This window comes from Nonomuraea sp. NPDC052116, assembly GCF_040680035.1.
GTDB classification, from domain to species: domain Bacteria; phylum Actinomycetota; class Actinomycetes; order Streptosporangiales; family Streptosporangiaceae; genus Nonomuraea; species Nonomuraea angiospora_A.
The window spans coordinates 154,135-177,459 of sequence record NZ_JBFAWA010000004.1; the positions used below are offsets into that span (position 1 = coordinate 154,135).

18 protein-coding genes are annotated in these 23,325 nt (G+C 69.7%); 8 read left to right on the plus strand and 10 right to left on the minus strand.

The features are described from left to right. Positions 1 to 92 precede the first annotated feature (92 nt). Positions 93 to 1,619: an alpha/beta fold hydrolase gene (locus tag AB0L65_RS08800; protein ID WP_364242142.1), complete on the plus strand. Its 1,527-nt coding sequence runs from the start codon at positions 93 to 95 to the stop codon at positions 1,617 to 1,619. A gap of 895 nt (positions 1,620 to 2,514) precedes the next feature. Here the strand turns inward: AB0L65_RS08800 and AB0L65_RS08805 are convergent. Genes AB0L65_RS08805 through AB0L65_RS08815 form a run of 3 tightly spaced genes read right to left on the minus strand, consistent with a single transcriptional unit; the run spans position 2,515 to position 5,923 of the window. Then, the gene (locus AB0L65_RS08805) at positions 2,515 to 3,255 is read right to left on the minus strand and encodes a succinate dehydrogenase/fumarate reductase iron-sulfur subunit (RefSeq protein WP_364242145.1); all 741 of its coding nucleotides are present in this window, start codon (positions 3,253 to 3,255) and stop codon (positions 2,515 to 2,517) included. Continuing rightward, positions 3,252 to 5,174, minus strand: a complete 1,923-nt coding sequence (locus tag AB0L65_RS08810) for a fumarate reductase/succinate dehydrogenase flavoprotein subunit (RefSeq protein ID WP_364242148.1) — start codon at positions 5,172 to 5,174, stop codon at positions 3,252 to 3,254. The genes AB0L65_RS08805 and AB0L65_RS08810 overlap by 4 nt, the downstream gene beginning before the upstream one ends. Then, complete coding sequence (locus AB0L65_RS08815) at positions 5,174 to 5,923, minus strand: succinate dehydrogenase cytochrome b subunit (RefSeq protein ID WP_364242151.1); 750 nt, start codon at positions 5,921 to 5,923, stop codon at positions 5,174 to 5,176. Before AB0L65_RS08815 ends, AB0L65_RS08810 begins: the two co-directional genes overlap by 1 nt. A 134-nt stretch (positions 5,924 to 6,057) precedes the next feature. On the opposite strand from AB0L65_RS08815, the gene AB0L65_RS08820 reads away from it, so the two are divergent. The 7 genes from AB0L65_RS08820 to AB0L65_RS08850 all read left to right on the plus strand — a co-directional run bounded on the left by AB0L65_RS08820 (position 6,058) and on the right by AB0L65_RS08850 (position 13,378). Further along, entirely contained in the window at positions 6,058 to 6,987 is a 930-nt protein-coding gene (locus AB0L65_RS08820) for a LysR substrate-binding domain-containing protein (protein WP_364242154.1), read from the plus strand. 32 nt (positions 6,988 to 7,019) lie between these two features. Further along, the gene (locus tag AB0L65_RS08825; RefSeq protein ID WP_364242157.1) at positions 7,020 to 8,153 is read left to right on the plus strand and encodes a fused response regulator/phosphatase; all 1,134 of its coding nucleotides are present in this window, start codon (positions 7,020 to 7,022) and stop codon (positions 8,151 to 8,153) included. Further along, positions 8,150 to 9,295, plus strand: coding sequence for an ATP-binding protein (locus AB0L65_RS08830; RefSeq protein ID WP_364242160.1), 1,146 nt, complete (start codon positions 8,150 to 8,152; stop codon positions 9,293 to 9,295). The genes AB0L65_RS08825 and AB0L65_RS08830 overlap by 4 nt, the downstream gene beginning before the upstream one ends. Beyond that, complete coding sequence (locus AB0L65_RS08835; RefSeq protein ID WP_364242162.1) at positions 9,288 to 9,737, plus strand: response regulator; 450 nt, start codon at positions 9,288 to 9,290, stop codon at positions 9,735 to 9,737. Before AB0L65_RS08830 ends, AB0L65_RS08835 begins: the two co-directional genes overlap by 8 nt. 195 nt (positions 9,738 to 9,932) lie before the next feature. Further along, a complete protein-coding gene (locus tag AB0L65_RS08840; protein ID WP_350725598.1) occupies positions 9,933 to 10,718 on the plus strand; it encodes a hypothetical protein in 786 nt (261 codons plus the stop codon). Between the two features lie 12 nt (positions 10,719 to 10,730). Continuing rightward, positions 10,731 to 12,629 carry a fumarate reductase/succinate dehydrogenase flavoprotein subunit gene (locus tag AB0L65_RS08845; protein ID WP_364242165.1) on the plus strand — a complete coding sequence of 633 codons (1,899 nt, stop codon included), beginning with the start codon at positions 10,731 to 10,733 and terminating at the stop codon, positions 12,627 to 12,629. Then, a complete protein-coding gene (locus tag AB0L65_RS08850; protein WP_350725602.1) occupies positions 12,626 to 13,378 on the plus strand; it encodes a succinate dehydrogenase/fumarate reductase iron-sulfur subunit in 753 nt (250 codons plus the stop codon). Before AB0L65_RS08845 ends, AB0L65_RS08850 begins: the two co-directional genes overlap by 4 nt. Before the next feature lie 55 nt (positions 13,379 to 13,433). Here the strand turns inward: AB0L65_RS08850 and AB0L65_RS08855 are convergent, their stop codons facing one another. From AB0L65_RS08855 to AB0L65_RS08885, 7 genes are all read right to left on the minus strand, one after another. Continuing rightward, a complete protein-coding gene (locus AB0L65_RS08855) occupies positions 13,434 to 14,729 on the minus strand; it encodes a hypothetical protein (protein ID WP_364242168.1) in 1,296 nt (431 codons plus the stop codon). A 78-nt stretch (positions 14,730 to 14,807) separates the two neighbouring features. Further along, positions 14,808 to 16,259 (minus strand): hypothetical protein, encoded by a 1,452-nt coding sequence (locus AB0L65_RS08860; RefSeq protein ID WP_364242171.1) that lies wholly within the window; start codon positions 16,257 to 16,259, stop codon positions 14,808 to 14,810. 112 nt (positions 16,260 to 16,371) lie between these two features. Beyond that, entirely contained in the window at positions 16,372 to 16,776 is a 405-nt protein-coding gene (locus AB0L65_RS08865; RefSeq protein WP_364242174.1) for a (deoxy)nucleoside triphosphate pyrophosphohydrolase, read from the minus strand. After that, complete coding sequence (locus AB0L65_RS08870; protein ID WP_364242177.1) at positions 16,773 to 17,867, minus strand: NlpC/P60 family protein; 1,095 nt, start codon at positions 17,865 to 17,867, stop codon at positions 16,773 to 16,775. Before AB0L65_RS08870 ends, AB0L65_RS08865 begins: the two co-directional genes overlap by 4 nt. Further along, on the minus strand, positions 17,864 to 18,490 hold the full coding sequence (locus AB0L65_RS08875) for a hypothetical protein (RefSeq protein ID WP_364242180.1): 627 nt from the start codon (positions 18,488 to 18,490) through the stop codon (positions 17,864 to 17,866). The genes AB0L65_RS08870 and AB0L65_RS08875 overlap by 4 nt, the downstream gene beginning before the upstream one ends. A 6-nt stretch (positions 18,491 to 18,496) precedes the next feature. Next, positions 18,497 to 20,833, minus strand: coding sequence for a type IV secretion system protein (locus AB0L65_RS08880; protein ID WP_364242182.1), 2,337 nt, complete (start codon positions 20,831 to 20,833; stop codon positions 18,497 to 18,499). After that, on the minus strand, positions 20,830 to 23,307 hold the full coding sequence (locus AB0L65_RS08885; RefSeq protein WP_364242185.1) for an ATP-binding protein: 2,478 nt from the start codon (positions 23,305 to 23,307) through the stop codon (positions 20,830 to 20,832). Before AB0L65_RS08885 ends, AB0L65_RS08880 begins: the two co-directional genes overlap by 4 nt. Positions 23,308 to 23,325: the final 18 nt, after the last annotated feature.

Below are 23,325 nucleotides of genomic sequence, written 5' to 3' on the forward strand. Positions count from 1 at the left end.
GGCCCCAGATCGCCTCTGTGGAAACGGTTCCCGGGTAGGAAGAGAAGGATTGTCCGTGCCGTCACGCTGGGATCATGATCACGATTCGGGCAATGAAGCTGGGCAAGCGCCACAGCGGCCTGTACGCGAGAAGCAGGCGGCTGGTCATCGCCGTAGTGGCGGCGCTGGCGGCGATATCGCCGGCGGCGCCCGCCGCCGGCGATGACCGGGGGCTGACGTGGCGAGCGTGCGAGGGCGCGGGCACGCCCGCGGGCCTGCAGTGTGCCGCGATCGAGGTGCCCGTGGACTGGGCACAACCGGGCGGGCGGAAGATCACACTGGATCTGGCCCGGCTGCCGACCACCGAGCCGGCGGGCCGGCTCGGCAGTGTCCTGGGCATTTCGGGCGGTTACGGGATCGAGGACCTGAGCCGGGGCGCGGCGAACCTCACCGAACTACGACGCAGGTTCGATCTCGTCGGCTTCAACACCCGAACCACCGTGTGGATCACGCAGATGCCCGAGGCCTGCAAGCAGCCGGGAGCAATTCTGCACGACCCGCCCAGCAAGAAGCAGTACACCGCGCAGGCCGCGGCGATGACCAAGGCGCTCACCGCATGTCAGCAGGCCGACGCGACGGGGTTGTTCGCGCACCTGGACGCCCTGTCGATCGCCCGGGACGTGGAGGCGATCCGCCAGGCGCTGGGCGAGCAGCGGCTGAGCTTCACGGCCCACTCCCTCGGCGGGGTAGCCGCAGCCGCGTACGCCCGGCTTTTCCCGCAGCGCATCCGGGCCATGTACGTCGACAGCGTGGGCAATCAGACCAAGGGCTGGCCCGCTCACCATCTCCGACTCCTGCCCGTCTCGCAACGGATGATCTCCAGGTTCGCCGAGTGGTGCGCGGGCACCCCAGCCTGCGCGCTGCACGGCCAAGACGCCGAGGCGGTATGGCGCAGGCTTCTGCGGGCGGCCGATCGCCATCCGATTCCGGTCACCTCGCCGCACTACGGTGCCGGGAAGCTGACCGGCTGGCTGCTGGGAGCCCTGGTCCCCCCGGATCCGGGACCGCAGAACGCCGACTGGTCGGCCTTCGCGACCTCCGTCGACAAGGCCCGACGCGGAGACGGTTCGGGTTTCGCTGACGCGGCGCTGTTCACCGCACAGTACTCAGCCACCCCCGGCGCACTGGCGATGAGCTGCGGAGATGAGCGCGGGTACTCCAGCTACGCCCAGCTTGAGGACTACCGCTGGAAAGCGCGCAAGATCGCACCCGAGTACGCAGGAGCGGCGATCAGCTTGCTGGGATGCACGGGCTGGCCGCTGCCGGTGGCCAACCCGGCCCGCCCACTGCCCACCCGCGACCTGCCGCCCATGCTGGGGGTCGGCACCACATGGGGCGGCTACCCCCTGACCGAGAGCTTCACCAGCATGATCCCGGGATCGGTGACCGTCGCCTACGACGGACCCGGACACGTCGCCTACCTGTCGGGCAAGAAATGTCCGATCCGGCACGCCACTGCCTACCTGACCAACCTGACGCTGCCCAAGCCGGGCACCACCTGCCCAACCGAAGAGCCACCCGCCGAGCACGGCGGTGTCAGCACAGACAAGCGCGACGAGGCGATCACCCCGGCCTGGTGAGCGGGCCGCCGCACATGACAACTGCACGCTCTGTCACCGAGATCATCGAAAGTGAGCCAGAGCCGCGAAAATGTCACTGGAGTACCAGTTCAGTGACGCCGCCGCGTGCGGCACCAGGTACTGGCCCCTGATCAGCGTGGTCCGGAGCCCGAATCGACCCGAGCAGCAGGCCGTTATGACGGGATTATGACAGCGCCATGATTGTCTATCGAGACGCGAAGGAAATCGATGATAAAGCAGCAGAATTCAGGCGAATGCGCCTAAAAGGCTTGATGGAGCTGCTTCATGTCGGATAAGAGGATTATCGGATCAAAAGGACGGAGGCTCTCTTATGAAGGCACCAGGCAGGACCGCAAAGAGGATCGCGCTGGTCTGTGCCACTGCAGGAACACTGTCCGTGGGTGTCGCCGCGCCCGCGTTCGCCCTTCCGACCAGCTGCAGCGTCATCTACACCAAGGATGCCCAGGGAGACAACATCGGCGCGTTCGCGAGCTGCAGTGACGGTCAGGGAGAGTTCCGGGCCGTGGCCCACTGCGATAACGGAGACGGAATAGTTTATGGCCCTTGGAAGAAGCCAGGCTGGTTTGCCTTCTCGGTGGCCAATTGCGGCTATTACGCGGTTGGTAAGTCGATACAGCTGAGGTGACGTCGTAGGCCGATCGCCTTGTTCTAGTACTCCAGTGACATGGCGAAGACTTCGGTCCGGGGTGGGCTCCAGCAGGCCCAGCCGGTAACCAGGCAACGGGTGGGCCTGACCAGCCGCCGAAGGCGTGGGGTGCGCCGATAGGCGCCTAAATGAGAACGGCCTGAGCCCCGAGCGCGAAGCGCTTCCTTTGGGAAGCCCTTTTTGCTCGGGGCGGGAGTCAGGCGGTCCACCCTCCAGAGGGGCGACCTGCTACTTGGCGTTGGCCTTCAGGTAGTCGGTGTTCATGCGGGCGATGGTGTCCAGCGGGATGCCCTTGGGGCACACCGCCGTGCACTCTCCCGTGTTCGTGCAGCCGCCGAACCCCTCCGCGTCCATCTGGTCCACCATGGCCTTGGCGCGGGACAGGCGCTCCGGCTGGCCCTGGGGCAGCAGGCTCAGGTGGGTGATCTTGGCGGCGGTGAACAGGGAGGCGGAGCCGTTCGGGCAGGCCGCCACGCACGCGCCGCACCCGATGCAGGTCGCCGCGTCGAAGGCCGCGTCCGCGTCCTCCTTGCGTACGGGGATGCTGTGGGCGTCCGGGGCCGAGCCGGCCGGGACCGAGACGAAGCCGCCCGCCTGGATGATCCGGTCGAAGGCGCTGCGGTCCACGACCAGGTCCTTGACGACGGGGAAGGGGGCGGCGCGCCACGGCTCGATGGTGATCGTGGCGTCGTCCTCGAAGTGGCGCATGTGCAGCTGGCACGTCGTCGTCGCGCGCTGTTCGCCGTGCGCGACGCCGTTGATGACCATGCCGCACATGCCGCAGATGCCCTCGCGGCAGTCGTGGTCGAAGGCGATCGGGTCGTCGCCCTCCAGGATGAGACGCTCGTTGAGGACGTCCAGCATCTCCAGGAAGGACATGTCCGGGGAGACGTCCTCGACTCGGTAGGTCACCATCCGGCCGGAATCGGTAGGGCCGCTCTGGCGCCAGACCTTGAGGGTCAGATTCACTTGTAGCTCCGCTGGCTCATCTTGACGTACTCGTACTCGAGCGCTTCCTTGTGCAGCACCGGCCCGTCGGGCGTGGACTCCCAGGCCGACACGTGCGCGAAGTGCTCGTCGTCGCGCAGCGCCTCGCCGTCGGCGTCCTGGGACTCGGCGCGGAAGTGGCCGCCGCAGGACTCCGTGCGGACCAGGGCGTCCAGGCACATGAGCTCGGCCAGGTCGAAGAAGTCGGCGACGCGGCCGGCCTTCTCCAGGACCTGGTTCAGCTCCTCCGCCGTGCCGCTGACCTTGACGTTCTGCCAGAACTCCGCGCGCAGCTCGGGGATGCGCTCCAGCGCCTTGCGCAGCGACTCCTCGGTGCGCTCCATGCCGCAGTAGTCCCACATGAGCTTGCCCAGCTCGCGGTGGAAGGAGTCGGGGGTACGGGTGCCGTTGACGGCCAGGAGCCGGTCGATCTTGCTCCGGACCTTGATCTCGGCCTCCGCCACGGCCTCCTCGTCCACGTCGCCGAACGGCCCGGCGGCCAGGTAGTCGCCGAGGGTGGTCGGCAGGACGAAGTAGCCGTCGGCCAGGCCCTGCATCAGCGCCGAGGCGCCGAGGCGGTTCGCGCCGTGGTCGGAGAAGTTGGCCTCGCCGACGACGAACAGGCCCGGGATCGTGGACTGCAGGTCGTAGTCCACCCATAGCCCGCCCATCGTGTAGTGGACGGCCGGGTAGATGCGCATCGGCACGTCGTACGGGTTCTCGCCGGTGATGCGCTCGTACATCTCGAAGAGGTTGCCGTACTTCTTCTCCACGGCGTCGCGCCCGAGACGCCCGATGGCGTCGCGGAAGTCCAGGTAGACGCCCAGGCCGCCGGGGCCGACGCCGCGGCCCTCGTCGCAGACGTTCTTGGCGGCGCGGGAGGCGATGTCACGCGGGACCAGGTTGCCGAAGGCGGGGTAGATCCGCTCCAGGTAGTAGTCGCGCTCCTCGTCCGGGATGTCCCCGGGGGCGCGGGTGTCCTTCTTGCGCAGCGGCACCCAGACGCGGCCGTCGTTGCGCAGCGACTCCGACATCAGCGTCAGCTTCGACTGGTACTCGCCGGAGACGGGGATGCAGGTCGGGTGGATCTGCGTGTAGCAGGGGTTGGCGAAGTACGCGCCGCGCTCGTGCGCCCGCCAGATCGCCGTCGTGTTGCAGCCCTTGGCGTTCGTGGACAGGAAGAACACGTTCCCGTAGCCGCCCGTGGCCAGCACCACGGCGTCGGCGAGGTGGCGCTCGATCTCGCCGGTCACCATGTCGCGCACGATGACGCCGCGCGCCCGCCCGTCGGAGACGATCACGTCGAGCATCTCGTGCCGGGTGTGCATGGTCACGGTCCCGGCCGCGATCTGCCGCTCCAGCGCCTGGTACGCGCCCAGCAGAAGCTGCTGGCCCGTCTGGCCGCGGGCGTAGAACGTACGGGAGACCTGGGCGCCGCCGAAGGAGCGGGTGTCGAGGAGGCCGCCGTACTCGCGGGCGAAGGGGACGCCCTGGGCCACGGCCTGGTCGATGATGTTCACCGAGACCTGGGCCAGGCGGTAGACGTTCGACTCGCGGGCGCGGAAGTCGCCGCCCTTGACCGTGTCGTAGAAGAGCCGGTAGATGCTGTCGCCGTCGCCGCGGTAGTTCTTGGCGGCGTTGATCCCGCCCTGCGCGGCGATGGAGTGCGCGCGGCGCGGCGTGTCCTGGTAGCAGAACGACGTGACGTTGTAGCCCAGCTCACCCAGCGTCGCCGCGGCCGAGCCGCCCGCCAAGCCGGTGCCGACCACGATCACGTTGAGCTTGCGCTTGTTGGCGGGGTTGACCAGCTTCGCGCCGAACTTCCGCTTCTCCCACCGCTCCTCGATGGGCCCGGCCGGAGCCTTGGTGTCCCGGATCTCCGGGCCTTCCGTGAACTTCATTACTTCACAACTCCGAAGGTGATCGCGAGCGGCGGCGCCAGGAACCCGATGACCAGCACGGCGGACACCAGCCCGGCGACCGGCCGGAGGGCCTTGTTCCGCGTGCGGTTGGCCCAGCCGAGGGTCTGGAAGGCGCTCCAGATGCCGTGCCGCAGGTGCAGGCCGACCATGACGACGGCGACCACGTAGATCAGGGTCACCCACCACCGGGAGGCGTCGAAGCCGGCGATCATCCGGTCGGCGGGCGCGGAGTCGAAGCCCTTGGGGTTCACGACGCCGAAGGTCAGGTCCAGCAGGTGCCAGACGAGGAAGAGCAGGATCGTGAGGCCGCCGAACCGCATGATGTGCGTCGCGTAGCCGTTCGCCTGCGACTTCTTGGCGACGTACTTGACCGGCCTGGCGTGGCGGGCGCGGCGGGCCAGCGAGATTGCGGCCCACATGTGCAGGACGACCGACACGACGAGGCCGACCTCGAGGATGGTCAGCACCGTCCGATAGGGCGCGATCGGCTCCAGGAGCGTACGCAGCGCGTGGGCGTACTCGTTGAACGAGTCCCTGCCCAGGAAGATCTTGAGGTTGCCGAGCATGTGGAGGACGAGGAAGAGCACCATCACGGCCCCGGTGACGGCCATGACGGCTTTCTTGCCGTTCGACGAGCGCAGGAACCCGCCGGGCCTCCTGCTCGTTGGAGCGTTCTTGGGAGCGGTAACAGGCGCGGTGGCTGCGCCGCGCTCTATCGTGGCAGTCACGCCTTCAGACGCTAGGTATCCAGCAATCATCCGTCCAAGTCATCACGGGCCTGGTTTCGATAGCCACCGGCTATGATGTCTGGTTTGTACGGTCGCCCCACGGAAACGACGCCGCTCGGTGCGAGGAAAATCACATGCAGTTGCAGCAGCTCGCGTACTTCGTGGCGGTCGCGGAGGCCAGGCACTTCACCCAGGCGGCCGAGCGCATGAGGGTCGCGCAGCCGTCGCTCAGCAAGCAGATCAAGGCCCTGGAGGCCGATCTGGGCGCTCCGCTGTTCTCCCGGGCCCGGGGCAACGTCACGCTGACGCCGGCCGGTGAGGCGCTGCTGCCACTCGCCCGCAGGATCCTCGCCGACGCCGACACCGCCAGGCAGGAGGTGGCCCAGCTCGCCGGGCTCCGCCGGGGCCGGGTGCGGCTCGGCGCCACGCCGTCGCTCTGCGCGGGGCTGATGGCCGACGCGCTGGCCCGGTTCCACCGCGCGTACCCGGGGATCGAGCTGCTGGTGGAGGAGGGCGGCTCGCGTGACCTCGTCAGGGCGCTCGCGCGGGGGCAGCTCGACCTGTCGCTGATCATCATGCCGCTGCAGAGCGACGACCCCTCGCTGGTCACCGAGGAGATCCTGCGGGAGAACCTGGTGGTGGCCGCGCCCTCCCACGAGCGGCCGAAGGGCCCGTACATGGAGATCGAGGCCCTGCGCGGGCGCCAGATGGTGATGTTCAGACGCGGCTACGACCTGCGGGAGGCCACGCTGACGGCGTGCCGGCAGGCCGGGTTCGAGCCCAGGTTCGCGGTGCAGGGCGGCGAGATGGACGCCGTGCTGCGGTTCGTGGAGGCGGGGCTGGGGGTGGCCGTGGTGCCCTCGATGGTGCTCGACGGGCGCCCCGGGCTGTCCGGCACGCCGCTCGCGCCGCCGGGGCTCAGCCGTACGATCGCGCTGGCCCAGCGCAAGGACGTCGAGCCGACCAGGGCCGCCCAGGCGTTCAGGGAGACCCTGCTGTCGTTCGTCGTGGAGGCCGGTCACGAGGGTACGCTTCCGCAAGGGGTGGATCTCATCGCAGAATGACCTGGACGGACCGACCCCCCTGGCGAGGCGCTTTGACGGCACATCTTTCGGAGACGCTGACGTTGCTCCTGATCGAGGACGACGACGGTGACGCCTTCCTCGTGGAGGAGCTGCTCAAGCAGGCCCCCGCGCCGCCGAAGATCTTCTGGGCGCGCAGCCTGCAGGAGGCCAGGGCCAAGCTGACGCCCCGGATCCAGTGCGTGCTGGTCGATCTCTCGCTGCCCGACGCGAGCGGCCTGGAAGCCCTGGAGGAGGTGCTCGCGCTGGCGCCGCACACCGCCGTGCTGGTGCTCACCGGGCTCAGGGACTCGCACGTGGGCGTGGCCGCCGTCCAGGCCGGCGCGCAGGACTACCTGGTCAAGGGCGACGTCGACGCGCGGCTGCTGGCCAGGGCGATCCACTACTCGATGGAGCGCAAGCGGGCCGACCTGGCCCAGATCAGGCTCGTGCAGGCGGAGCTCACGGCCAAGGAGAACGCCAGGCTGCAGGGCGCCCTGCTCCCCGGCCCCCTGCTGCGTACCGAGGCGATCGAGCACGTCACCCGCTACCTGCCGGGCAGCGGCGGCACGCTGGCCGGCGACTTCTTCGACACCGTGCAGGCGCCGGACGGCTCGGTGCACATCGTGGTCGGCGACGTGTGCGGGCACGGCCCCGACGAGGCGGCGCTCGGCGTGGCGCTGCGCATCGCCTGGCGCACGCTGGTCCTCGCCGGCCAGACGGAAGACACGCTGCTGCGCACGATGGACGCCGTGCTGCGGGCCGAGCGCAAAACCCCCGAGATCTTCACCACCCTGTGCATGGCCACGATCAGCCCCGACCTGCGGCACGCCAGGATGCGCGTGGTCGGGCACCCGCCGCCGGTGCTGGTGCGCGACGGCGCCGTACAGGTGGTCGACGGCGCGCCCTCCGGGCCGCCGCTCGGGATCTTCTCGGACGCGGAGTGGTCGGTGATCGACGTGCCGCTGGGCGACGAGTGGTCCATGATGCTCTACACCGACGGCCTGATCGAGGCCGTGGTGGGCGAGGGCCAGGAGCTGCTCGGCGTGGAGGGCCTGCTCGATCTCGTACGCGAGCACGGCGCCATCGACCTCGACCGGCTCATCAAGCACGTGGGCACGCTGAGCGACGACCTCGCCGTGGTCCTCGTCCGGAGGAGGAGAAGATGAGCATCAACCCGCTGCCTCCCCCCAAGGAACCGACCGGGCTGGGCAGGCTGCCCGTGGCCCGCTGGTTCCTGGTCATGGGGCTGGTGGCCGGCGTCGTGCTCCTGGCCGGGATCGTGGTCGCGATGATGTTCAGCGCGCGGGCTCGCGCGCTGGCCCAGGTGCCCGCCGTCGAGCAGCAGCTCGACCAGCTCAATCTGGCGCTGATCGTGCTCTTCGCGGTGATGCTCACGTTCGGCATCGCGCTGGCCTTCGTCATCCGGTACGTCGTGCTGAAGCCGATCGACCAGCTCACCCAGCAGGTCCGCACCGTGGCGGCCGGCGACTTCGACCACACCCTGCACGTCGACAGGCCGGCGGAGCTGGCCGAGCTGTCCAGCCACGTCGACTCCATGCGCGGCCGCATCGTGTCGGCCTGGCGGACGGCCGACGACCAGGCCGAGGAGCTGCGTAGGTCCAACGGGGAGCTGGAGCAGTTCGCGTACGTGGCCAGCCACGACCTCCAGGAGCCGCTGCGCAAGGTCGCCAGCTTCACGCAGATGCTGGAGCAGCGCTACGGCTCCCAGCTCGACGATCGGGCCAAGCAGTACATCCACTACGCCGTCGACGGCGCCAAGCGCATGCAGCTGCTGATCAACGACCTGCTCGACTTCTCCAGGGTCGGCCGGGTGACCGGCGAGCGGACCGCGGTCGACGCGGGAAAGGCGCTCGACACGGCGCTGGAGAACCTGTCGGCCACGATCGAGGACACCGAGACCACGGTCACCAGGGACGAGCTGCCCGCGGTCAAGGGCAACCGGGTCCAGCTCACGCAACTGTTCCAGAACCTGATCGAGAACGCGATCAAGTTCCGCTCCAAGGCGTCCCCGCGCATCCACATCGGGGCCACCAGGTCCGGCGACCTGTGGGAGTTCAGCTGTTCCGACAACGGCATCGGGGTCGAGCCCAAGTACGCCGACCGCATCTTCCTGATCTTCCAGCGACTCCACCCCCGCGACGTGTATCCGGGTACTGGCATCGGGCTGGCACTTTGCCGCAAGATCGTCGAGTACCACGGCGGACAGCTCTGGCTCGACGGCGATGCCGAGGGCCAGGGCGCGACGTTCCGCTGGACACTGCCGGCCGCGGGAGACGACGATGAATGAGGGGCGCCCCATCGAGGTGCTTCTGGTGGAGGACGACCAGGGTGACATCCTGCTCACCAGGGAGGCCTTCGACTTCAACAAGGTGCGAAACCGGCTCAACGTGGTCAACGACGGTGAGCAGGCGATGGCGTACCTGCGCAACGAGGACGGATACACCGACGCGCCGCGGCCCGACCTCATCCTGCTCGACCTCAATCTGCCGAGGATGAGCGGCCTGGAGGTGCTGGCCGAGGTCAAGGCCGACGCTGGGTTGCGGACGATCCCGGTGGTGATCCTGACGACCTCTGAGGCGGAGGAGGACATCCTGCACAGTTACCGGTTGCATGCCAACGCGTATGTGTCCAAACCGGTGGACTTTGAGCAATTTATCCGGGTTGTCCGGCAGATAGACGATTTTTTCGTGACTGTGGTTAAGTTGCCCGCCCAAGGGCAGCGCCCCTGACGGGCGTACGTGACAGGAATCACAGCTAAGCATCGAAATTGTGAGTGACCCCGCTCACAAATTCGCATGCTGTCGTCGTAACGTATCCCCCACCAACGCGCGCCTGAGCCGTCGCTCGCCGCCGCGCGCCCAGCGAATACGAAAACCACGGACCCCCTGCGCGACACGGGTCCGCGGGAGGTGGAGAGGTCCGCGATGACCCAGACTACGCCCGACGCTCCGGTCAGAAGGCAGCGAGCGCAAGTCAAGGTGCGCACCCTGCGTACCGACAGATGGTGGCTTGTTCCGCTGCTGACGTTCCTCGGGCTCAGCTCATTCCTTGTCTACGGCGTGTGGGCGATCATCGACAACAGCTATTTCGTCGATCCCTACATCGCGCCGTTCTCGTCGCCCTGTCTGGCGACGTCGTGTCCCGAGGGAGCCCGGCTGTTCGGCCTGGCGCCGTTCGGCGACTGGTACGCACTACCGCCCGGGCTGCTCATTCTCGGCCTGCCGGGCGGTTTCCGGCTTACCTGCTACTACTACCGCAAGTCCTACTATCGCTCCTTCTGGCTCTCGCCTCCGGCGTGCGCCGTCCAGGAGCCGCACGGCAAGTACACCGGCGAGCGGCGCTTCCCGCTGATCCTGCAGAACGTGCACCGCTACTTCTTCTACGCGGCCATCGTGATCGGCCTCATCCTGGCCTACGACGCCGTCCTGGCGCTCGTCCACAAGCCGATCGGCCTGGGCACCTGGATCCTGGTCGTCAACGCCGTCCTGATCAACGCCTACACGCTGTCGTGCCACTCCTGCAGGCACATCACCGCGGGCAGGCTCAACCACTTCTCTCGCCACCCGCTGCGCTACCGGGCCTGGACGTTCGTGTCCAAGCTCAACGCCAAGCACCAACCCCTCGCGTGGGCCTCGATGTTCTCCGTCATGGGCGCCGACCTGTATGTCCGCCTGGTGGCCAAGGGCATCATCGCCTTCCCGTACGCGTAAGGACCAGCTTCAGTGGATAACTCGCTTAACACAGAGCGTCACGAATACGACGTCGTCGTCATCGGCGCGGGCGGCGCCGGCCTGCGGGCCGCGATCGAGGCCCGCCAGCAGGGCAAGAAGACGGCGATCGTGTGCAAGTCGCTGTTCGGCAAGGCGCACACCGTCATGGCCGAGGGCGGCGCGGCCGCCGCGATGGGCAACGTCAACCCGGCCGACAACTGGCAGGTGCACTTCCGCGACACCATGCGCGGCGGCAAGTTCCTCAACAACTGGCGGATGGCCGAGCTGCACGCCAAGGAGGCGCCCGACCGCGTCTGGGAGCTGGAGGCCTGGGGCGCGCTGTTCGACCGCACCAAGGACGGCAAGATCAGCCAGCGGAACTTCGGCGGGCACGAGTACCCGCGGCTCGCACACGTGGGCGACCGTACCGGCCTGGAGCTGATCCGCACGCTGCAGCAGCGCGTCGTCGCCCTCCAGCAGGAGGACTACGAGAAGCACGGCGACTACGAGGCCTACATCAAGGTCTTCGCCGAGTGCACGATCACGCGGCTGCTCAAGGACGAGGAACGGATCTCGGGCGCGTTCGGCTACTGGCGCGAGACCGGAAATTTCGTGCTTTTCGATGCGCCCACCGTGGTCCTGGCCACCGGCGGCATCGGCAAGTCGTACGTCGTCACGTCCAACTCCTGGGAGTACACCGGCGACGGCCACGCCCTGGCCCTGCTCGCCGGCGCGAACCTGATCAACATGGAGTTCATCCAGTTCCACCCCACCGGGATGGTCTGGCCGCCCTCCGTGCGCGGCATCCTCGTCACCGAGTCCGTCCGCGGTGACGGCGGCGTGCTGCGCAACTCCGAGGGCAAGCGCTTCATGTTCGACTACATCCCGGACGTCTTCAAGGACAAGTACGCGACCACGGAGGAGGAGGGCGACCGCTGGTACACCGACCAGGCCAACAACCGGCGCCCGCCGGAGCTCCTGCCGCGTGACGAGGTGGCCCGCGCGATCAACGCCGAGGTGAAGGCCGGCCGCGGCTCACCCCAGGGCGGCGTCTTCCTCGACGTCTCGACCCGGCTGCCCGCCGAGGAGATCAAGAAGCGGCTGCCGTCGATGCACCACCAGTTCAAGGAGCTGGCCGACGTCGACATCACCGCCGAGCCCATGCAGGTGGGCCCGACCTGCCACTACATCATGGGCGGCGTCGAGGTGGACGCCGACACCGGCGAGTCGGCCGTGCCGGGGCTCTTCGCCGCGGGCGAGGTGTCCGGCGGCATGCACGGCTCCAACCGGCTGGGCGGCAACTCGCTGTCCGACCTGCTGGTGTTCGGGCGCCGGGCGGGCGCGGGCGCGGCGGCGTACGTGGACTCGCTGGAGGCCAGGCCCCGGGTCCTGCCCGAGCTCGTGGAGGAGGCCCGCCAGGAGGCGCTGGAGCCGCTGGGGCGCGACGGCGAGAACCCGTACGAGGTCCACCACGAGCTCCAGAGGACGATGAACGACCTGGTCGGCATCATCCGCAAGGCCGAGGAGGTCGCCGAGGCGCTCCAGGTCGTGGAGAAGCTCAAGGAGCGCGCCCAGGTGGTCGGCGCGGCCGGGTCCCGCATCTACAACCCCGGCTGGCACCTCGCCATCGACCTGCGCAACATGGTGCTGGTCTCGCAGTGCGTGGCGCGCGCCGCGCTGCTGCGCGAGGAGAGCCGCGGCGGGCACACCCGCGACGACTTCCCCGGGATGAACCCGGGATGGCGCCGCAAGCTGCTCGTCTGCTCCACCGAGGACGGCTCGACGGTCAAGGTCGAGGAGAAGCTCCAGTCGAGCATGCGCGACGACCTGATCACCCTGTTCGACCGGGACGAGCTGAAGAAGTACCTCACCGACGAAGAGATGACCGAGTTCGACGGGATTTCGAAATGAGCTACAAGGCGAAGTTCAAGGTCTGGCGCGGTGAGGGCGGTGAGGGCAAGCTCGAGGACTTCACCGTCGAGGTGAACGAGGGCGAGGTCGTCCTCGACATCATCCACCGGCTGCAGGCCACGCAGGCGCCCGACCTGGCGGTGCGCTGGAACTGCAAGGCCGGCAAGTGCGGCTCCTGCAGCATGGAGATCAACGGCAAGCCGCGGCTGGGCTGCATGACCCGGATGTCCACCTTCGAGGAGGACGAGACCATCACGGTCACGCCGATGCGGACGTTCCCGGTCATCAAGGACCTGGTGACGGACGTGTCGTTCAACTACCAGAAGGCGCGGGAGATCCCGTCCTTCACGCCGCCGGCCGGCGTCCGGCCCGGCGAGTACCGGATGCAGCAGGTCGATGTCGAGCGGTCCCAGGAGTTCCGCAAGTGCATCGAGTGCTTCATGTGCAACAACGTCTGCCACGTCATCCGTGACCACGAGGAGAACAAGGCCGACTTCTCCGGCCCCCGGTTCCTCATGCGGATCGCCGAGCTGGACATGCACCCGTACGACGTGGCCGACCGCCAGGAGGCGGCGCAGGACCAGCACGGCCTCGGCTACTGCAACATCACCAAGTGCTGCACCGAGGTCTGCCCCGAACACATCAAGATCACCGACAACGCGCTGATCCCGATGAAGGAGCGCGTGGCGGACCGCAAGTACGACCCGCTGGTGTGGCTCGGCAACAAGATCTTCAAGCGCGCCAAGTAGGCGCGTACGAAATGAGGGGGGCTGGATCTCCAGCCCCCCTCATTTCGTTTCCCGGCTACTTGCGGCCCCAGCGCCTGCGCTTGGGGTCCGGCATCTCCTTGGTCTGCTCCGGCTGCCCGGGCTCCGGCGGCAGCGGCTGGACGGCGGTCGCCTCCGCGTCGGGCGCCAGGTAGGGCGGCGGGTCGTACGCCTGCTGCTCCTGGTTCCGGTCCGGCGGGTCGAACAGGGACTGGCCGCCCTGCCACGGCTCCGAGTCGCCGGACTCCGACGCCGAGACCGCGCCGAGCGGGCGCTCCTGGCCGGGGACCTCGTACGGGTCGCCGCCGCCCGGCGGGATGTCCGCCGGCGGCGGGTCCGCCGGGACCAGCGGCTCGAACGGGTCGCGGAACTCCTTGGGCTTGGGCGGCTCGTGGTTGAAGGAGTCGAACTCGTCCGGGTGCAGCACCATGGGCTCCGCCACCGGCGGCGGCGGGGGCTCCTGCGCGTAGCCCTGGGACGGGTACGGGTGCTCCTCGTAGCCGGGGACCGGGCCGCTCGGATACGTCTGCACGGGGACGAAGCTGATGATCGGCGCGTACGCCGTGCCGCCCGGGTAGCCGGGCGCGGGGAAGCCCGCCGTGGCGTAGTAGCCGGGCCCCGCGGGGTAGCCGCCCGGAGGAGGCGGAGGCATGTCCGGCCGGCCCATCTGCGGCCCGGCCTTGCGCACGGCCGCCACGTGGGCCATGCGGCGGAGGCGTCCCTCGAAGATCAGGACCGCGAAGAGCGCGAGCAGGACCAGCACCAGCGCCGGGATGCTGAGCTTCTGCGTCAGCGACTTCTGGTCGAACTCCGGCGCCGCGTTCCGCAGCTCCAGCGGCACCTCCTCGGAGGAGGCGGGCTGCGTGTCGCTCGGCTGCACCGACGGCGCCGTGACGGGCTCGGAGGACGCGATCTCCGGCATGTCGACGGATGGCTCGGAGGTGGCCTGCGAGGGGGTCGGGGGCGTCTCGACCGTCTGGGTGGGCAGCGGCTGGGGGTTCTGATTCTGCTGCGGCGGGGCGCTGGTGGTCGCCGGAGGCGTCGTGCTCTTGGTCGGCTTGGGGGTCTTGCTCGCCTTCGTCGGAGTCGAGGTGACGGTCTTCGTGATCGTCGTCTCCGGCTCCTCGGGCTCCGGTGTGCCCGCCGTCTCGGTGATCGTGACGGTGGTCTCCGGCGTGGTGTCGCACGTCTCGCCGATGTCACAGGGCTCGACCGGCTGGTACGCCGACACGGAAGCGCTCGCGCTCTGTACGATGAACGGTGTCGCCCCGACGCCGGCCAGGCCCAGCGCCAGGACGACAGCGGACGCGGCCGTCGCTCGCGTGCGTGCCACCGGTGCCCTCCGCGTATTCCGGAACCTTGGTCAAGGGAATACTAGTCGGGTCAAAGTAACAGTAAAGCCCGAATTAACCTACGTTTTGCTTTTTCGGCGTCTTTGCACCGTGCCAATCAACCACAGGGCTCCCAGCAGCGCTCCGATGCCGCCGGCGACCACCGGCAGCCCCTTCGGACCGTCCAGCGGGCTCGCCCATGCGACAGGGCGGGCGTGCTTCCGCGCCGCGGCCACGTTCCACGGCAGCGGCACCACACCTTCGGCGCCGCGCGCGGGCTGCCCGGCCGCTCCTGGAGCGGCTTGCGGCGCCGCCATGCCGGGCAGGAGAGGCGCGCTCCCCAGCGGGGGCGCCGCGCCGGGCAGGACCAGCGCGGGCGGAGCGCCGGGCACCGGCTGCGGCACGGCCTCCGGCAGCCGCTGCAGGCCCTGAGGCGCCTGCGGCAGACCTTGAGGCAACTGCGGCACCTGCGGCAGCCCCTGAGGCAGCTGCGGGAGTCCTTGAGGCAGCTGCGGCGCGGCCTGAGGCCGCTGCAGGCCCTCGGGCAACTGCGGCGCGGCTTGAGGCAGCCGCTGCAGGCCCTCGGGCAGTTGCGGAACGGCCTGAGCCAGCCCGGGCGCCTGCGGCGCAGCTTGGGGCAGCTCAAGGCCCGGCGCGACCTGAGGCCACCGCGGCATCATCTGGGGCTGCCGGGGCGCCTGCGGCACGCCGCCCTTCAGCCGGCGCGCGGTCCCTCCGGCCGCCTCACGCCGCGGCGCGGCCGCTTCGGCGGGCCACTGCCCCTCGAGCAGCACGCCGGCCCCGGCCAGCAACCGGCGTCTGGCCTGCGCTCCGGCGACCTCTGGCGCCTCCGCGTCGGCTTGCACCTTCGCCCAGGCCCGTGCGGGCGGGGCGGGCTGTTGCAGTTGGGCGAGGAGTCGTTCCTTCGCCTCGGCGTACTCGCGGCTCTTCCCCGGGGCCGCGCCGGGCAGCGGCTCTTCCGGGCTCACGCGGACCGCCGGGCCGCTGAACCCCTGCTCCTCGTCCATGACGCGCGTGGCGGCCGTCTTGGTCTTGGTCGTCAGCGGCCCGCCCGCGTCGGCCCGCATCCCGGCCACCGCCGCGAGCACCACCTGCTTCGCCCCCGACGGCGTGGTGAGCGTCACGTCCACCTCCCGCTCACCGGTGAGGTCGCCCAGCTCGCACACCCGCGTCCCGGGCGGGACCGCGCTCGGCAGCACCGAGCCGCCCGTGACGCTCAGCGCCTGGGCCGCCAGCGCCCGCGCGGCCCGCACGCCGCCCCGGGCCGCCCCCAGGCTCGCCTCCGCGCCGGGCGCGGGCGCGAACGGCGTGCCCGGCGCCGCCGAGGCGCAGGACACCTGCGTCAGCGCCGCCGCCGGGCTGGCCGCGATCGCCACCTTGACCCCGTCGGCCATCCCGTTCAGCCGCACCCGGAACCGCTGGACGTCGCCCGTCCTGATCCACACCCCGGGCGTGCTCACCCGCTCCAGCACCAGCGACACCCGGGAGGCCGCCAAAGGCACGGAAGGCACAGCCGCAAGGATCAGTGCACCCGCAATGATCCAGCCACGCCGCATCACTCCCAACTCCCCCGTTGCGACAGATGTCACTCTTGGTAGTCATTCTGTCACACAGAGGAGGCACCTAATCCCGCGAAAGGAGCAGATTCTCCACAGTCTTCATAACGGGCAGATCCGCCCCGAGCCACTCGACCGAGTAGTACTCGCCGGGCCCCAGCCACCGCAGCGCCAGGTGCTCCCGGGCCTCCGGGACCCCCGAGGCCAGCGAGCACAGCCACACGCGCAGCACGTACCCCTCGGAAAGCTCCCAGTCCCCGCCCACCTGCTCACCCACCGTGACCTCCACGCCGAGCTCCTCGCGGCACTCGCGGACGAGCGCCGCCGTCTCGCTCTCGCCGGGATCCACCTTCCCGCCAGGGAACTCCCAGCCACCCGCGAGCGCCGGAGGCTCGGCGCGCTGGGCGGCCAGCACCCGAGCGCCCGACGCGACGATCACCGCGGCCACCACGACCGTGTCGAAATCATTCACAGGGTAGGATTCTGCAGCTTCTTCAACTGCTCGAGCACGTCGGGGTTCTGCAGGGGGCGGGTGAAACCGAGGCGGTTGTCCCGGGCCTTGTAGCTGGTGACCTTGATCGGCCCGCACAGCCGGCACCGGGCCTCCAGCATCTTGCCCTTCGACACGACGAGCCCGACATGGCCGGGGTTGTCGGCGGACGTGCCCGGACCGGCGTTGAAGAACACCAGGTCACCTGGCTGTTCCTGGCCGTCTAAAACCTTCACGCCGAACGGCCACTGCCCGAACGTCGTACGCGGGATCATCAGCCCCGCCTCCCGATACGCCGCGAAGATGACGCCCGAGCAGTCGAACGCGTCGGGCCCCGTCCCGCCCCACAGATACGGCTTGCCGCGCTGCGCCAGCGCGTATTCCAAAATCTTGGCCACGATGTCGCTCGGCGCGGCCTCCACCAGCGAGTCGTCGCATTCCTCCGAAGCCTGCGGCGGCACCTTGACGTCGCCCGACTTGGCGTACTTCCTGGCGATCGCCTCGACCTGGTCCACGTACCACCAGGCCCGGTTGTAGACGAACAGCGCCTGCCGTACGTTCTCCGGTGCGCCGTTGCGCTTGAGCATCCGCGCGGCGCCGAGGATCGCGTCGGCCGGGTTGTAGATGTCGCCCACCCCGTCGCCGTCGCCGTCGGAGGCGTACCCGGTGAACTTCGACGACATCGCGACCCTGGCCTTGCCGCCCCACGTGGAGATCAGGAACTGCATCGGCCCGGCCGCGCCCGCGTAGTTGGTGCCGCTCTTGACGCCCGGCAGGTTGGAGCGGCCGTGGTCGGTCTCACGCTTGCCCACGGCGGCCAGGATGTTCCACTGGACGCCGATCTTCTTGCCGTACTGCTTGTAGAACTCCAGATATTCGCCGGGGATGTCCGACGTCGCCGAGTCGGACACCTCCTCCACCTGCGTGTTGTCGTTGCAGTCGGGCGAGGTGCCGCCGTCGCTGAGGAACGACGGCATCGAGATCAGCAGCATCGGCGACACGACGACCGCCACCAGGAGTAGCACGCCGGCGGCGCCGATGATCAGCGCCAGCCGGGTACGTGAGAGCTTCACCCCGAGGTGTCCCCCTCCTGGCCCTCCGTGGCAGGCCGGATGTCGAAGATCCGCCAGTCGGCTCCCGACTGGGTCACCGTGACCGCGTACTCCTCCTGAGCCGTCTGGTTACCGCTCTTGGCGGTGACCTGCCTGGCCGAGGCGACCACGAAGATGATGGAGTTCTTCTCGATCTGCCTGATCTCCTTCAGCCTGGCCGTGGCCTTGGAGACGATCTGGTCGTTGCGGTTCTGCTCGACGGTGCCCGCCGAGGTCATGGTCCTGGTCAGCTCGTTGCCGAGCTCGGCCGTCGTGTACGCCTTCACGCGGGTCGCGTACGCCGCCGGATCCTCGTCGTACCTGAAGGTGCCGTACTCGGCGGTGAACCGCTCGGCCAGGTCCGCCGTCGCGGCCAGCTGCTCCTTCTTCATCGGCAGGAACGAGTAGATGTCGAACGGGGCGGCGCTCGCGGTCGCCAGCGGCGTGCTCGACGGAGCCGGCGCGCTGACGACCCTGGCCGGCTCCTGACCGGGCCCGGCCTGCTCCTCCGAGTCGGGCCACATGGTCAGGTAGATGCCGACCGCGGCGATGACCACGACGACGACGGCGAAGGCCACCCCCCGCCTGTCACCTCCCTGCACCATGTTCGTTCAGTCCTTGTCCGGGTTGTTCGGCTTGAGCCAGAACGGCACATCCGGGCTGTCGCCTCCGGAGCCGCCGTTGCGGCTGCCACGCAGCCAGAGGGGCGGGGCCTCGGAGGTGCGGGACGAGGGCTCGTCCGAGCCGAAGATCCGGGAGCCGGACGAGCCGCCGGACGGCCTGGAGCCGCCGCCCGACCGGGTGGAGCCGTTGGACCTCGAACCGCCGCCGCCGAACAGGCCGCCACCCGAACCGCCACGGGAACCGCCGCCCGAACCGCCACGCGATCCGCCGCCGGAACCACCAGAGCCGCCTGAGCCACCTGAGCCGCCGCCGAACAGCCCGCCGCCGCTTCCGCGCGAACGCGTGCCGCCCGAGCCGCCGAACCGGGAGCCGCGCGACCCGCCGGACGAACTACGCGAGCCCGACGCCGAACCGCCGCGGGACGCCCAGCCGCCGCCGGACCGGCCGCCGAACCAGCCGCCGCCCGAGCCGCCGCCGGAGCCACCTGAGCCATTGGAACCGCCGGAGGCCGTGCCACCGGCCGCGCCGGTCACCCGGGGGCCGCCCGCCGCGGGACCGCGCGTGCGCGTGGGTGTCGTGCCCAGGTTGAGCGGCGGCGCCGTACCCCTGCGCGGCTCCATCGGAGCCCTGGCGCCCGCCTTGCCGCCCTGCTGGTCGGTGTCCAGCGGCGCGGCCGTGGCCGGTACGCGGGTGCCCGAGGGAACACCGTCGCCCTCCTCGGCGCGAACCCGGGCCTGCCCCGCGCCGGCCGCCGCCGTGGCCGCGGCGCCCGCCGCGTTGGCGACGCCGGCCGCCCTGATGATCGGCTCGGCCTTGCGCAGCCCCCAGCGGCCGATCCTGGCCGAGGCGACCGGCGGCAGCGCGCCCGCGGACCGCTCGAGGACCGACGAGCTCGCCGCCTCGCCCAGCATGCGGGTGGTGACCGTGTGGCCGTTCATCGAGGCGAACAGGTGCTGGAACGGCCTGCGGTAGAAGAACACCGCGATCGTCAGCAGGGCCATGAACAGCACCTGCAGGCCCCATGGCATGGCCGTGGAGATGATCAGCGCGTACCCGTAGACGAGGACGCTGAGCACCAGCGTGAGCACGGCCTGCCTGAGCAGCGTGCCGACGAGCATCTCCACCCAGCGCATGGCGACGATCCGGCCGCTGCCCGGATGGACGCCGATCAGCAGGAACACGGGCCCGAGGATCAGCAGCAGCAGGAAGCCCACCTTCAGCACCAGCAGCGAGACCGCCACCAGGAAGATGAGCAGGCCGGCCACGATCGCCGCGATGAACGCGCCGACCGCCACGCCGAGCCGGTTGGACCAGTCACGGCCGGAGAAGACGGTGTAGACGGGGTCGTTCTTGAGCTTGTCGGCCAGCGAGGCGTACTCCGACTGGCGGGCGCCCACGTCGGGTGCCGGCTGGCCGGCCACGGCCCGCGGGACCGACTGCATCTCCAGCACCTTGCGGCCCCAGTCGCGCACGATCGGCTGCTGCGGGTCGGCGGTGCCGAACAGGCCCACCAGCCACGGCTTGCAGACCAGCGTGGACCACAGCGCGTCGGCGTTCTGGTCGACGCCCGGCGTGCCGGTCTGGGCGTAGCCGCCGGCCTGGACCTTCGCGTCGGCGCCGCCGGGCGGCGGCAGGCAGGAGGCGCCGCCCGCGCCCGGCAGGCCGGCGAAGGCCGAGTTGACGACCTCGCCGGTCTTGTCGGTCACGACCTTGCCCAGGCCCGTGAAGTCGCCGGGACGGCTGAGGAACCAGACCGCCACGGTGACCGCGAGCACCATCCAGATCACGCCCTCGGCGGTCGTGGTGGCGCGCTTGCGGATCAGCCCGTACCAGGCCAGCCAGATGGCGCCGAGGATGACGATCGGCTGGAGGAAGGGCCAGTACATGGCCTTGGAGAGGTTCGTGATGATGTCGTCGACCACGTCCTTGATCGCCTGGAGCGGTCCCTCCGTCGCCGCCGCCTGGTACGTGGTGATCGTCAGCCGGTCGATGGCCTTGGCCGCGGTGAAGATGCCGTTGGCCCACATGTTGCCGAGCACGGCCACGTAGTCGGAGCAGCCCAGGTCGTGGGTGTGCCAGAACTGGCCGCTCATGCCGAACTGGGAGTAGTTGGTGGTCGGCGTCTGCGGCGCGCCTTCGACGGCCGGCGCCTGGATCAGGCCGTCGGTGCCGCCGCCGACCATCTCCGGGTTGAGCGGGCCCGACAGGTCACAGGGCGCCGCGGCGGCCGGGGCCGACAGCCCGCCCACCACGATCGGCATCACGAGAATGCTCGTGACGAGCGCCAGTGCCAGTGCGAGCCGTCGAGACAGCCGGATCTTCATGACCGTACCTCCTGCGCCCTGCCCACGCCCCCCTGAAGATCATCATGCCCGTTGCCGTCGGGTTTGTCGTGCGTCGGGTTCGTGTCGAGCCAACGGAGAAGATCCTCGGAGATCAGGTCTACTCCGATCCGCCCCGCCCTGCCATCCAGATCGCGGAATACGCATTCGCCGTTGCCGAGCGAGCGCAGCACGGCCTTGTGCTCCTCCGACGGCTCCACCCCGAGCAGGGACATGACGTGGTCCACCTCCACCCGTTCGGTGGACCTGAACGCGAAGACGGACGACAGGCAGTTGGTCACCTGCTCGTTGAGCAGGTCGCCCGCGTTCTGCGAGACCAGGACGAGGGCGGTGTTGCGGGAGCGGCCCATCCGGCTGACCTCGGGCACCAGCTTGGCGCCCTCGGGCGTGGAGGTGATCGCCCACGCCTCGTCCAGGAAGATCGCCTTGGGGGCGCGCCGGTCGAGGCCGTTCATCAACCTGCGCGCGAACTGGGAGACCAGGTAGAGCAGCGCCACCGACAGCCGCTGCTCGTAGGAGTAGTCGTCCCTGGTCGTGGCCACGTCGGGCAGGGTCAGCCCGCCCAGCGTGAACACGGTCGTCCAGCCCTCGCTGTCGATCTGGTCACCGCCCGAGGGGTCGAAGCAGAGCCTGGCCAGGTGCATCTCCGACATGGAGCGCAGCACCGCGCCCAGGTTCTTCGAGGCGGGGTCGTCGGCCTGCTCCAGGAAGTCGACGACCTTGCCCAGCGACGGGTCGGGCGCGTTGGAGACCGCGGCCACCGCCTGGATCATGGCCGACTCGCGCTCCTCCGACATGCGGGGCAGCAGCAGCCTCAGCGTCTCGGTGGCCATGGTCTTCTTCGCCGCGATGTCGTCGCCGAACGAGAACGGATCGAGCAGCCCCGGCGCCGCCGACCCCAGCGGGATGATGCGGGCCTTGCGGCCCCGCTTCTCCAGCAGCCGCACCAGCGACTCGGCGTCGCCCTTCGGGTCGATCACCGCGACCGTCACGCCCCTGAGCGCCATCTGGTAGATCATCAGCAGCGCGAGCGTGGTCTTGCCGCCGCCGGGCTCGCCGGTGATCGCGATGGCGGTCGGCCGGTTTCGGGTGGCCGCCAGCAGCGGGTCGAAGTGCACGATGCTGCGGGCCCTGCCGACGGTCTCGCCGATGTACGGGCCGAGCCAGACCTCGGTGCCGTCGCCCAGCCGGTCGCCGAGGTCGACGGTGGCGGTGGCCATGCCGCCCGCGATGGTGCGCAGGGGCTGCCGCTGCGCGTAGGCGTTGACGCGTACCTTCTCGCCCGGCAGCGTCTCGCAGAACAGCGAGAACTGGTCGCCCGTCGAGTTGACCACGTCGATGCCCATGTCGCGGTAGTGCTCGACGACCGCCTCGACGCGCTGCACGCAGATGTCCTCGGTGGGGGCCGACACGATCAGGCGGTGCCAGCCGTACACGAAGGGCAGCCGTTCCTTCGTGATGCCGTGCTCCAGCATGCGGGCCGCGTCGATCTGCTCGGCCAGCGCCAGCGGCGCCTCCGCGCCGGCCTCGCGGATGTGGTGGTCCATGTCGCGGGCGTGCGCGAGCTTGCGCGCGACGTCCTTGGACGCCTTGACCGGCGGGATCAGCCGCATCCGCGACGAGATCTCCACGGGGAAGGCGAGCTGGTCCGCGAAGTGCATCCACGGCTCGCCGTCCGGGAACGGCATGAGGTCGGGGAACCTCGCGAACGACAGGTAGGCCACGTACGAGTCGCCCTGCGGCTGCACGATGCGCAGCAGCGACCTGCCGTTGTGGATCTCCCCCTCGACCAGCGACTCGATCTCGCCCTTGCCCCAGCGCCGCTTCGGGCTGGCCGACGGCGGCGGGTCGCCGAGCGCGCCGGAGGCCGCGTGCTGGAACAGCCACGCCACCTCGACGGAGGTGGCGTGCCTGGCGTACAGGGCGCTCGACGTGAGCGCCCTGCCGAGGCGTTCGGCCTGCTCGGTCCAGCGCCCGATCTCGCTGTCGGGGACGTGGTCGTCCTCCATACCGAGCGCCTTCTCGGTCTTCTGGTAGAAGCCGAAGAGCTGGGACAGCACGCCGGCGCCGAGCTGCCTGCCGCGCGGGCCGAGCCGCACGCCGAGGAAGACCTCCTTGGACCAGAAGTCCTTCGCCCAGACGTGCCGGTACATCTCCTCCAGGTAGTCGCGCCAGCCGGGCCCCTCGTCGGAGGTGGCGTTGAGCGCCATGGCCCACTCGGCGGCGGGGTACGTGCGGTGCGCGACCCTCAGGTGGACCTCGGCGTCGGGCATCCTGATCGCGGCCAGCGCGATCGTGATGTTGGTGGCCAGGGCCTCGCGTTCGTCGGGTGTGACGAACTCGTAGCTGACCGTCGGAAGGCGGAAGTACGCCCATGCGGAGGTGTCCGTGAGCAGGATGCGGTCGTCGAAATACCGGACCGCCAGGCGCTGGTGCGCTCGTGCCGCCCTGCTCATGCCGCCCCCTCGGCGCAT